Source organism: Thermobifida cellulosilytica TB100, assembly GCF_001517975.1.
In the GTDB taxonomy this organism is placed as follows: Bacteria; Actinomycetota; Actinomycetes; order Streptosporangiales; family Streptosporangiaceae; genus Thermobifida; species Thermobifida cellulosilytica.
The window spans coordinates 745,954-756,986 of sequence record NZ_KQ950181.1; the positions used below are offsets into that span (position 1 = coordinate 745,954).

General features: G+C 72.2%; 10 protein-coding genes. 1 reads left to right on the forward strand and 9 read right to left on the reverse strand.

Features of this window, described 5'->3' with window-relative positions; genetic code table 11:
* Positions 1-92: 92 nt before the first annotated feature.
* From AC529_RS09540 to AC529_RS09580, 9 genes are all read right to left on the reverse strand, one after another.
* A complete protein-coding gene (locus tag AC529_RS09540) occupies positions 93-941 on the reverse strand; it encodes an ABC transporter permease (protein WP_068755674.1) in 849 nt (282 codons plus the stop codon).
* On the reverse strand, positions 938-1,861 hold the full coding sequence (locus AC529_RS09545; RefSeq protein WP_157080145.1) for an ABC transporter ATP-binding protein: 924 nt from the start codon (positions 1,859-1,861) through the stop codon (positions 938-940). The genes AC529_RS09540 and AC529_RS09545 overlap by 4 nt, the downstream gene beginning before the upstream one ends.
* A gap of 202 nt (positions 1,862-2,063) precedes the next feature.
* On the reverse strand, positions 2,064-3,749 hold the full coding sequence (locus tag AC529_RS09550) for an FAD-dependent oxidoreductase (protein WP_068755676.1): 1,686 nt from the start codon (positions 3,747-3,749) through the stop codon (positions 2,064-2,066).
* Positions 3,750-3,872: 123 nt separating this feature from the next.
* The gene (locus AC529_RS09555) at positions 3,873-4,916 is read right to left on the reverse strand and encodes an ABC transporter substrate-binding protein (RefSeq protein WP_068755678.1); all 1,044 of its coding nucleotides are present in this window, start codon (positions 4,914-4,916) and stop codon (positions 3,873-3,875) included.
* Between the two features lie 208 nt (positions 4,917-5,124).
* A complete protein-coding gene (locus AC529_RS09560) occupies positions 5,125-5,901 on the reverse strand; it encodes an SDR family NAD(P)-dependent oxidoreductase (protein ID WP_068755680.1) in 777 nt (258 codons plus the stop codon).
* Positions 5,902-5,936: 35 nt separating this feature from the next.
* Entirely contained in the window at positions 5,937-6,719 is a 783-nt protein-coding gene (locus tag AC529_RS09565; RefSeq protein WP_232306675.1) for an enoyl-CoA hydratase/isomerase family protein, read from the reverse strand.
* A gap of 97 nt (positions 6,720-6,816) precedes the next feature.
* Positions 6,817-7,965, reverse strand: coding sequence for an acetyl-CoA C-acetyltransferase (locus AC529_RS09570; RefSeq protein WP_068755684.1), 1,149 nt, complete (start codon positions 7,963-7,965; stop codon positions 6,817-6,819).
* Positions 7,966-7,979: 14 nt separating this feature from the next.
* Entirely contained in the window at positions 7,980-8,990 is a 1,011-nt protein-coding gene (locus AC529_RS09575; RefSeq protein ID WP_083948060.1) for a quinone oxidoreductase family protein, read from the reverse strand.
* A complete protein-coding gene (locus tag AC529_RS09580) occupies positions 8,987-9,979 on the reverse strand; it encodes a DUF7064 domain-containing protein (protein ID WP_068755694.1) in 993 nt (330 codons plus the stop codon). Before AC529_RS09580 ends, AC529_RS09575 begins: the two co-directional genes overlap by 4 nt.
* 86 nt (positions 9,980-10,065) lie before the next feature.
* On the opposite strand from AC529_RS09580, the gene AC529_RS09585 reads away from it, so the two are divergent.
* Positions 10,066-11,033, forward strand: a 968-nt coding sequence (locus tag AC529_RS09585; protein WP_068755696.1) for an LLM class flavin-dependent oxidoreductase, incomplete at its 3' end; no start/stop codon positions are given.

An 11,033-nucleotide genomic window follows, 5' to 3' on the forward strand; every position in this document is an offset into this window, starting at 1 on the left:
GGCGGCCGCGGGTGGTGAGCCGGAAGCGGAAGCCGCCGGTCACGACGGCTCCCCCCGTCCGGCCCCTGCCGCGGCGCGGCGGGGTGGGGGCATCAGGTCTCCTGCCATACCAGCAGCCGCCGCTCGACGAGGTTGAAGATCCAGTTCACGACCACGGCGATGACCATCAGCTCCACCAGGATCGCGAAGACGGTGTTGATCTGGTAGGAGGAGGAGTACAGGACGATGTCCTGCCCCAGGCCGCCGGTGGCGGCCACCATCTCCGAGGCCACCACGCCGAGCAGCGCGTAGGTGAAGGTCAGCCGCAGTCCGGCGAACATCGTTGGCACCGCCGAGGGCAGGACCACCTTCCACAGCAGGGCGGCGCGTTTCAGGCCGACCACGCGGGCCATGGTCATCAGGTCGGCGTCGACCGACCACACCGCCGAGCGGGCGTTCTCGGCGAGGATGAAGAAGACGATGCTGACCGCGAGCACGACCTTGGAGGTCATGGTCAGGCCGAACCAGGCGATGAACAGGGGGGCCAGCGCGATGCGGGGCACGCTGTTGATCGGCGCCAGGAACGGGCCGAAGACCCCGTTCACGACGGGGCTGAGGCCGAGGACGAGTCCGGCGAGGGTGCCGGAGACCGAGCCGATGACGAAGGAGACCCCGACGGCGCCGCCGGTGGCCTCCAGCGAGGCCAGGCTGCGCTCGGAGGGCAGGTACTCCACCATGGCCGTCCAGACTCCGGTGGGGTTGCCGAACAGCATGGGGTCCACCCACTCGCGCCGGGAGGCGACCTCCCACAGGACGAGGAAGGCGGCGCAGATGACGAGGCGGGCGGTGATGATGAAGGCCCGGGTCTGCCAGAACTTGGGGCGCTTGGCGGGGCGCTCGGCCGACTTGTCCTGGGCGGCCGGCTGGGGCACCGGGCGGGCGGTCTCGGTGATGGTGGTCATGGCGTGGTCGTCTCCCCTTGCTTGGCGGCGTCCGCTCCCCGGTCGCCGATGGCGCCCTCGAGGCGTTCGAACAGTCCGTGGGTGATGTCCTGGAACTCCTTGGTGAACTGGAGTTCGCCGAGGAGTTCGGCGCGCGGCCGCGGCAGGTCGATGACGCGGTCCTCGGCGATGCGGCCGGGGTGGGGCAGCATGACGATCACCCGGTCGGCGAGGAGGACCGCCTCCTGCAGGTCGTGGGTGACGAAGATGACGGTCTTGCGCCGGTCGCCGTTCTGGTTGTTCTCCCAGATCCGCAGGAACTCCGCCTGGAGGGTGAGCTTGGTGCGGGCGTCCAGGGCGGCGAAGGGCTCGTCCATGAGCAGCAGGGACGGGTCGGGGGCTAGGGTGCGGGCCAGGGCCACGCGCTGGCGCATGCCCTGGGACAGTTGCAGCCGGTACTGGGACTCGCGGCCCTTGAGGCCGACCAGTTCCAGCATCTCCTCGGCGCGCTCGCGGCGCTCCTTGCGCCCCCAGCCGCGGGTCTCCAGGGGCAGCTCCACGTTCTTGCGGGCGGTGCGCCACGGCAGCAGGGCGTCGCGGGCGAACATGTAGCCGATGTCCATGTTGGGCAACCGGGGGGCCCTGCCGTCGAGGAGGACCTCGCCGTGGGTGGGTTCCACCAGTCCGGCGAGCATGTTGAGCATCGTCGTCTTGCCGCAGCCGCTGGCGCCGACCAGGGCGACGAACTGGCCCGCCTGGATGTCGACGTTGACGTCCTGCAGGGCCACGAGTTCGCGGTTCCTGGCGGCTGAGCCGTCGCCCTTGCCGGACAGCCGGAACACCTGCCGGACGTCGCGGAACGAGATCAGCGGGGCTGGCCTGGCTGCGGGGGCGGGGGTGGCGGCCTGCACGGCCGTCCCTGCCTCAGTCCTGGATGTCAATGGTGTCTCCTTCGGAATCTGCGGGGCCGAGGAACTCCGCGTGGCGGGCCGCGTCCCGGCGACTCGTCGAGCGACCAGGATCACATGAGAAAAATCTCACGTTCAACGAAAAATATCAACACTGGTCGGGGGTGAACCGCGGAGAGGACCGGGCCGCCCGTGCGGGGCGGCCCCGCCCCGCACGGGCCCGGGCCGTGCCCGGTCAGCTTTCGGTTCCGCCCAGTTCGCGGGCGATCAGGTAAGCGAGGGTCAGGCCGCGGCTCAGCGCGAACCCGCTGTTGTAGCCGCTGCCCGAGGAGGTCAGGGCGGCGACCGAGCCGGCCGCGTACAGCCCGGGGATCGGCCGGCCCGCCTCGTCGAGCACGTGGCCGTCCCCGTCGGTGTGCACCCCGCTGGACCCGATGCCGGTGCCCAGGAAGCGCAGCCGCATGCCGTGGAAGGGCGGCTCCGCCACGGTCCCCAGCACCGGGTTGGGCCGGTGCTCCGGGTCGCCGTAGAAGCGGAGGACGTAGTCGAGGCTGCCCCGGTCGAAGTCCGGGTCCTCGCCCCGCGCGGCGTACTCGTTGAACCGCTCCACCGTCTTCTCCAACTGCTCGCCGTCGACCCCCAGGGCCGCGCCGAGCTCCCGCAGGGTGGGCGCGGAGCTGACCACGCCGGGCGGGTACTCGCCGCCGGGCGGCACCGTGCCCAGGCCGTACTTGCGGCGGTGCTGCTCGTCCCAGACCAGGAAGAACGGCAGGTGCCGGTCCTCGGGGTCCAGTGCCCGGGCGACGATGTCGACCCAGTAGGAGTCGTTGCAGAAGCGCCGCCCCGACCGGTCCACGATGAGGGTGTGCGGCTTGGCGAACTCGGGGCCGTAGGCGTAGCCGCTGCCGTCCCCCGCCTCCCAGCCGGGCAGCATGGGCACGCTGGTGGGCGGGATCTGCACGATCCCCGCGCCGACGGAGCGCGCCAGGCGCAGGCCCTGGCCGCGCAGGCTGCGCGGGGCGATGCTGCCGAAGTCCTCCGGGCCCAGGCCGAGCAGCTCGCGCACCAGCTCGGGGTCCCAGTCGTAGGTGCTGGTGGCCAGCACCACGTCCCCGCGGGCCTCGACCGGGCCGTCGGGGCCCTGCGCGCGCACCCCGACCACCCGGCCCGCGTCGTCGGTCAGCAGCTCGGTCACCGGGTGGGAGGTGCGGATCGTCACCGACGGCTCCTTGAGCACCCGGGCCAGGAAGCTGGCCACCACGCCGGTGCCGAAGGTCAGCGGGTCGGCCCCGTCGCGCGGCGCCCCCCTCTGCTCCTCCGGCGCCCGGGTCAGGCCGAAGCCCTGGGTCTCCTCGTCGCCGGAGCGGTTCTCCTCGCTGTCGGACCCGCTGACCCGCCGCCCCTTGGCGAACATCTCGGCGTAGGTGGTGCCCACCGGGAAGTACGGGCTGACCCGCAGCCGGTCCCGCCACTCCCCCAGCACGCTGCCGTCGATCACCTCGTTGGTGAGGTAGCGTCCGGCGCCCAGCGCGCCGTCGGCCTCGGCGTGGTAGTCGGCGAGCCCGGGGATGATCGCCCACCGGATGGCGCCGACCTCCTCCCAGTAGCGCACGGCCTCCGGCGCCACGGTCAGCCAGCGCCGCATGGCCTCCTCGTCGAGGACCTCCGGGGCGGCGTGGGCGATGGAGCGCACGTAGCGCTCGGTCAGCTCCAGGCTGTCCTCGATGCCCTCCCGTTCCTCGACATGGTTGGCGCCGACCCAGACCTGCCCACCGGAGTAGGCCGCCGCCCCGCCGACCAGGTCGGCGGACTCGAAGACGGTGACCTGGCAGCCGCGCAGGGCGGCGCCGAGGGCGGTGGCCAGTCCGGACAGGCCCGCGCCGACCACGACGACCCTGCGGCCGCCTGGGGATCCGCTCATACCGAGCCTCCTCGTCTGTACTCGTCGATCAGTTGGCTGTCCCGCGCGCCCCGCGGGGGCGGGGCGCGCCGCGGTCCTGCGGCCCGTTCCGGGCGGTGCCCGGAACGGGCCGGGAGGGGCGGGTCAGCCCTGCGGGACGACCACCAGGGAGTCGAAGGTGGGCTTGGGCTCGGCCTCGGCGATGCCCAGCTCGACGTAGGTCTCGAAGGTCCGGGTCAGCGTCTCCTCGTCGAGCTCGGTGGAGAAGTCGTCGTAGGCCTGGTCGAGCACCAGCTCGGCGACGGGGCGGGTGACCCCGGTGTCCTCGACCAGCAGGTCCAGGGCGGTCTCCCGGTTGGCGTCGTCGCGGATGAACTCCAGGGCCTCATCGATGACGTCGCAGAACGCCGCGGCGGTCTCGGGGCGCTCCTCGACGAACTCGGGCGGCGCCACCCAGCCGCTGCCGTAGTAGTCGCGGTAGGTGGTGGGGCCCTCGGACATGTAGAGCAGCGGCTTGCCGCCTCCGGACTCCAGGACCTGCTGGGTGCCGGGCGGGGTGAACTGGGCGACGTCGACGCTGCCGTTGTCGATCGCCGCGACGGCCGCCGCGGTGCCGCCGCCCAGGTTGACGTAGGTGACGTCCTCCACCCCGGCCTCGGCCAGCGCCTCGGCGAACAGCAGCTGCACGCCCGAGCCGACGGGGGTCTGGATGCCGATCTTCTTGCCCTCCAGGGCCTTGAGGACCTCCTGCCAGGTGGCGCCGTCCTCGGTGGAGGGCAGGTCGCTGTCCTCGGGGGCGACCAGCATGGTCTGCAGCACGTTGATGCCGCCGCAGAAGAAGACGCCCTCGCTGCCGGCCTGCCAGCCCTGGCCGAGGGTGCCCACCGTCACGATGCCGACGTCGGAGTCGGTGGCCTCCAGGCCCTGCATGCCCTGCAGGTTGCTCGGCTGCTCGGTGAACTCCAGCTCGATGCCGCGCTCCTTGAACATGCCCTCCTGTTCGGCGATCAGCACGGGGAGCCGGTAGGACTGCCCCGGGAACATCATCACGCGGACGGTCTCGGTGGCGCCCTGCTCGGCACCGGACTGCTCGGCGTCGTCGCCGCCGCCGCAGGCCGTAGCGCCCAGGGCGACCGCCAGCAGGGCGGCCGAGACCGACGTGGCGCGGGAGTGCCTGGGTGTGCGCATGGTGAACCTCCAGTGTTCGGACCCTGGTTCAACCCCGTTATTGGGGCGATTCTTTCACGTTAAACGGAAGATAGGAATTCATTGTCGGGAAGTTTTTCCAGGAAAAACGGGACGGCGGGCGGCTCCCCAGGGGAAGGAACCGCCCGCCGTGTCCGCCCGGCGCCGCAGCGTCACGGCACCGGCGTGTGGCTGGTCCCGGAGGCGACCGTCAGTGCAGGCTCCAGCCGCCGTCGACCGGCAGGGTGATGCCGGTGATGTAGGAGCCGGCGTCGGAGGCCAGCAGCAGCAGCGCCCCGTACAGCTCCGGGAGCTCCCCGATGCGCCCCATCGGAGTGCGGGCGAGGACCTTCTTCGCCCCCACCTCCGACTCCAGCAGGGGGTCGGTCAGCTCGGAGGAGAAGAAGCTGGGGGCCAGGGAGTTGACCCGGATGCCGTAGCGGGCCGACCACTGCATGGCCAGGTCCCGGGTCATGCCGTTCATCCCGGCCTTGGAGGCGGAGTAGGCCACCTGGGGGATGTCGCTGCCGCTGATGCCCAGCACCGAGGAGACGTTGACGATCGAGCCGCCGTGCTTGGCCCTGATGCAGGCGCGCCCGAACGCCTGCGCCATGTAGTAGGCGCCGACGAGGTTGATCCCCAGGACCCGGTTGAAGTCCTTGGGGTCCTCCTTGTGCGCCGGGGCGGCGTGGCCGACTCCGGCGTTGTTCACCAGGACGTGGACGTCGCCGAGCTGCTCGACCGCGGTGGCGACGAGCGCCTCGCAGTCCTCGAGCTGCGACACGTCGGTGCGCACCGCGATGCAGCGCCGCCCCATCGCGGTGATCTTGTCGCGGACCTCTTCGAGGCGGTCGATCCGGCGCGCCGCCAGGACCACGTCGGCGCCCGCCTCGGCGAGTGCCTGGGCGAAGCCGACCCCCAGTCCGGAGGAGGCTCCCGTGACGACGGCGACGCGGCCGTCGAGTCTGAACTGGTCCAACACGCTCATGGCTGTTCTCGCACTCTCTACGCTGGTGCCGGGGGTCACTCGCCGCGGAAGACGGGCTGGCGGCGCTCCTCGAACGCCTTGCGCCCCTCGGCGACGTCGGCCGAGGCGAAGATCGCGGGCATGAGGTTCTCGCCCTCGCGGTAGTGGCCGCCCGCGGCCTTGTTGAGGGTCCACTTGGTGGCGGCGACGGCCAGCGGGGCGCGCTTGGCCATCCGGACGGCCAGCTCGGTGTACTCCTGCACCAGGGAGTCGTGCGGGACGACCTTGTTGACGAACCCGAACTCCTGGGCCTCCTGCGCGGACAGGTCGTCGGAGGTGTAGGCCATCCAGGCGATGCGGCGCCGCCCGATCATGTCGACGCCGCGGGTGATGGTGACCGCGGGGACGAGCCCGTGGTTCATCTCGCGCAGGCCGAAGCGCGCCCGGTCGGAGGCCAGGACCAGGTCGCAGGCGAGCGCGATCTCGGTGCCGAAGCCGAAGGCGTAGCCGTTGACCGCGGCGATGACCACCTTGCTCAGCCGCTCGATGGCCTCGAAGGGGGCGTGGGCCAGCCGGATGAACTTGCGGCAGTTGCCCATGCTGTCGAAGGTCATGCCGCCCAGGTCGGCGCCGGCGGAGAAGGACTTGCCGGTGCCTCCGGTGAGGACCACGGCGCGGACCTGGTCGTCGTTCTCGAAGGAGTTGACGGTCTCGGCCAGCTCGCCGAAGAGCGTCGGGCTGCCGGCGTTGAGGACCTCGGGCCGGTGCAGGGTGATCACCGCGTACCGGTCCTCGGGGTACTTCTCGACGTAGAGGGTCTCCTTGTCGATGCGTTCCATGTCGGCCACGACAGGCACTCCTTATTTCTCGTGTTTTACGTTCAACGTTAAGTATATGGCGTGACGGCGGCCGGGACCAGTTCTCCGGCAGGGCCCCTCAGAGCACCTCGACGACGGTGGCGTTGGCCATGCCGCCGCCCTCGCACATCGTCTGCAGGCCGTAGCGGCCCCCCGTGCGGCGCAGGCTGTGCACCAGGGTCGCCATGAGCTTCGCGCCGGTCGCACCCAGCGGGTGGCCCAGGGCGATGGCCCCGCCCAGGGGGTTGGTCCGCGCGGGGTCGACGCCCAGCTCCTTCAGCCAGGCCAGGACCACCGGCGCGAACGCCTCGTTGACCTCGTAGTGGTCGATGTCGTCCAGCTCCAGCCCGGCCTTCTTGAGCACCTGCCGGGTCGCCGGGATGGGGGCGCTGAGCATCATGATCGGGTCGGCCCCGGTGACGGTCATGGCGTGCACCCGCGCCAGCGGGGTCAGGCCGTGGCGGCGGACCGCCCCCTCGGAGGCGATGAGCAGGGCCGCGGCTCCGTCGGAGATCTGGCTGGCCACCGCGGCGGTGAGCCGGCCGCCCTCGGTGAGGGTCTTCAGCTCGGCCATCTTCTCCAGGGAGGTGTCGCGGCGCGGCCCCTCGTCGGCGGTGACCGAGGCGTAGGGCACGATCTCCTCGTCGAAGGCCCCGGCCTCCTGGGCCGCGATCGCCCGCTGGTGGCTGCGCAGGGCGTACTCCTCCATGTCCCGGCGGCTGATGCCCCACTTCTCGGCGATCAGCTCGGCGCCGCGGAACTGGGAGACCTCCTGGTCGCCGTAGCGGGCGGTCCAGCCGGGGCTGTTGTAGGGGGCGCCCATGCCCTGCTGCGCGCCGACGATCGCGGGGCTGGAGATGGGCACCAGGCTCATCACCTCCACGCCGCCGGCGACGACCAGGTCCTGGGTGCCCGACATCACGGCCTGGGCCGCGAAGTGGACGGCCTGCTGGGAGGAGCCGCACTGGCGGTCGATGGTGGTGCCCGGGACGTGCTCGGGCAGGCCCGCGGCCAGCCAGGCGGTGCGGGCGACGTTGGTCGACTGGGCGCCGAGCTGGTCGACGCAGCCGAGGATGACGTCGTCGACCGCGCCGGGGTCGACGCCCGCGCGCTCGACCGCGGCCTTGACGATGTGCCCGGCCAGGTCGGCCGGGTGGACCTGGCTCAGACCGCCCTTGCGGCGTCCCACGGGGGTGCGGACAGCGCTGACGATGTATGCCTCTGCCATTGCTCTCTCTCGTTTCAGGGGGCGGGGGTCATGGTGACGACGGTGCGGCCGACCGACCGCCGGTCGGCGAGGAACTCGTGCGCGGCGGCCACCTCGGCTGCGGGGAAGACCCGGCCGACCACGGGGGCCGCCCGCCCCTCGGCGAACAGCCGCAGGACCCGCTCGACGGAGGGGCGGACCAGCTCGGGGTGGTGCTCCAGCCACAGCCCGAGGGTGAACCCGGACACCGAGATGCCCAGTTCGAACAGGGTGTGCAGGCGGAACCGGCTGCTGCTGCGGCCGCTGCTGGCCCCCACGCTCACCAGGCGCCCTCCGGGGCTGACGCACTCCAGGCTGCGGCCCAGCACGTCGCCGCCCACCGACTCCAGCACCAGCGGCACGCCCCGGCCGCCGGTGACCTCGCGGACCACCTCCGCGAAGTCGGTGGTGGTGTAGTTGACGGCCACGTCGGCGCCCCAGGCGCGGACCTGCTCGGTCTTGGCGTCGGAGCCCGCGGTGGCGATGATGCGGCCCGCCCCGTAGGCGCGGCACAACTGCACGCACGCCGACCCGTAGGCGCCCGCGGCGGCGTGGACGAGCACGTCCTCGCCCTCGGCCAGGCGGCCCATGGTGACGATCGCCGCGTCCGCGGTGAGGTAGGGGCCCGCCGCGCCCGCGGCCTGCGCGTCGCTGAGCGTCTCGGGCACCGGGTAGAGCTGGGCGGCGGGGGCGGCGACGTACTCGGCCGCGGCGCCGCCCCGGGGGATCACCCCGAACACGCGGGTGCCGACCGCCGGCCCCGACACGCCAGGTCCGAGGGCCTCCACCACCCCGGTGAGGTCGTGGCCGGTGACGTAGGGCGGGGCCGGGGCGCCCGGGTAGCGGCCGGCCCGCTCCAGCAGGTCCGCCCAGTTGACGGCGAAGGCGCTGACCCGGACCAGCACCTCCCCCGGGCCGGGCTGCGGCACGGGGACCTCGTCCCAGCTCAGCACCTCGGGGCCGCCGTGCCGGGCGAAGCGCAGCCCCTTCATCGTGCGGCCGCTCATGCCTCGGAGATCCCGGCCGGGATGTCCTCGAGGATGCGGTCGTGGTACTCGGAGATGCCGTAGCCGGTCATCCCCTCGAAGTCGAGCTCCACCAGGTACTCGGCCAGGCGGGCGATCTCGCCGTTGCGGCGGTTGCGCAGCGGGACGAGGTGGAAGACCCGGCCGGTGGCGTCCACCCGCTCCCCGGCCTCGGTCCACATGGAGACCTGCATCGAGGTGGCGTAGTAGGGCGCGCCGCCGTACTCGCTCTTCACCTCGACCCTGGTGACCCGCTCCATCACGCCGTCGCGCAGCACCATGCCGTGGCCTGGCGACTTGGTGTCGCCGATCTTCTGGGTCCAGGCGACGAACCCGTTGCGCTCGTCGGCCATGCAGGAGATCCACCGCCAGTACTGGGGGCCCTGCCACACGCGCGGCCCCCAGGAGTGGTCGCGGAAGCCCTGCCCGTCGACCTCCCGGCGCTGCCCGTCGACCTCCACCCAGCCGCGCACGGCGCAGGGGCCCTGGTAGTGCCCCACGGCGATGCTGTCCTCGGCGCCCTGGATGCCGGAGCCCTCGCCGAGCCCGTAGACCGGGATGACGTTCTCGTAGTGCAGCTCCAGCGAGACCGGGACGACCGGGCTCTCGGCGAACGCCTGCTTGGGGTGCTCCAGGTCCCGGCCCGACTTGAGCAGGTAGGCGGTGCCGTCGAAGGTGACCCGCATCTTCTTGAGCGGCTCGACGACCTCGAACTTCAGGCCCGCGGCCTCGAACTTGTCGTTGCTGTCGATCGGCGCCCGGTCGAAGCGGATGGCCGCCCCGCCGCCGGGCAGGTAGACCAGGACGGTGACCTCGGCGTGGCCCTCGTTGACCCGGTTGCCCATCCGGATGAGGACGGCGAACCCGGAGTCCCCGTCCACGAAGTTGTAGTAGGCCGACTCGTTGAACTGCGGGTGGTCGGTCGGCTCGTGCATGTACTCGTCTTCGGCGAGGATCGGTGCGTTGCCCATGGTCTGATTTCACCCTTAACGTTACAAGTAAGCAATACCCCCACTGATAATTTTTACGTTACACGTTACATCTCTGGAGTGGCACCATGGGGCGGGACAAGCGGAGCACGAGGGACGGCGCGCGGCCGGGAGCGCGGCTGGGCCTGATGCTGGCCGGGGGCGGCGGGATCACCGTCGCCGACATGGCCGACCTGGCCGTACGCGCCGAGGAGGCGGGATACGACGGCGTCTACCTGGCCGAGGCGTGGCGCTCGGGGTTCGTCACCCTGGCGGCGATGGCCCAGCGCACCGAGCGGATCAGCCTGGGGCCCTACGTCCTCAACGCCCACGCGCGCACCCCGATGATCGCCGGGATGAGCGCGGTCGACCTCGACGAGCTCTCCGGGGGCCGCCTGGTCCTGGGCGTGGGCAGCGGCAACCGGGTGACCAACGAGAGCTACCAGGGGGTGCCCGTCGTCCGGCCGCTGCGCAAGATGCGGGAGTACGTCGAACTGCTGCGGCTGGTCACCTCGGCCCGGCGCGGCGAGCAGGTGGACTACGAGGGGGAGATCCACCGGATGTCGGGCTGGCGCTGCCAGGTCGACCCGGTGCGCGAGGCCGTCCCCGTCGTGCTCGCCGCCACCTCCCCCCGGATGACGCGGCTGGCCGCCGAGGTCGCCGACGGCATCGGACTGGGCAGCCTCCAGTCGGCCGAGTACGTGGCCGGCATCGCCGCCGAGTGCCGCGCCCAGGCCGTCCGGCCGGGCTTCAGCGTGCTCATGGCCGCCCTGGTCGCCGTGGACCCCGACGCCGAGCGGGCCCGCGAGGCGGCGCGCACGGCCGTGGTCAACCTCTACGCCGGAAAGCCGCACCCCCACTACGACGCGCTGCTGCGCGCCCAGGGCTACGAGCGCGTCGCCGACGGGGTGGACGGCGCGGTGCGCCGGGGCGACCTGGAGGCCGCCCGGCGGGCGGTCACCGACGAGGTCGTCGACCGGCTGACGGTGGCGGGCACCCCCGAGGAGTGCGCCCGGCGGCTGCGCGCCTACGCGGAGGCGGGCGTGGACGAGATCCT

Excerpts from the sequence above, each read along its gene's own strand:
- AC529_RS09540 (WP_068755674.1), bottom strand. The coding sequence starts at position 941 with ATGACCACCATCACCGAGACCGCCCGCCCGGTGCCCCAGCCGGCCGCC.
- AC529_RS09550 (WP_068755676.1), bottom strand. The coding sequence starts at position 3,749 with ATGAGCGGATCCCCAGGCGGCCGCAGGGTCGTCGTGGTCGGCGCGGGC.
- AC529_RS09555 (WP_068755678.1), bottom strand. The coding sequence starts at position 4,916 with ATGCGCACACCCAGGCACTCCCGCGCCACGTCGGTCTCGGCCGCCCTG.
- AC529_RS09560 (WP_068755680.1), bottom strand. The coding sequence starts at position 5,901 with ATGAGCGTGTTGGACCAGTTCAGACTCGACGGCCGCGTCGCCGTCGTC.
- AC529_RS09565 (WP_232306675.1), bottom strand. The coding sequence starts at position 6,719 with ATGGAACGCATCGACAAGGAGACCCTCTACGTCGAGAAGTACCCCGAG.
- AC529_RS09570 (WP_068755684.1), bottom strand. The coding sequence starts at position 7,965 with ATGGCAGAGGCATACATCGTCAGCGCTGTCCGCACCCCCGTGGGACGC.
- AC529_RS09575 (WP_083948060.1), bottom strand. The coding sequence starts at position 8,990 with ATGAGCGGCCGCACGATGAAGGGGCTGCGCTTCGCCCGGCACGGCGGC.
- AC529_RS09580 (WP_068755694.1), bottom strand. The coding sequence starts at position 9,979 with ATGGGCAACGCACCGATCCTCGCCGAAGACGAGTACATGCACGAGCCG.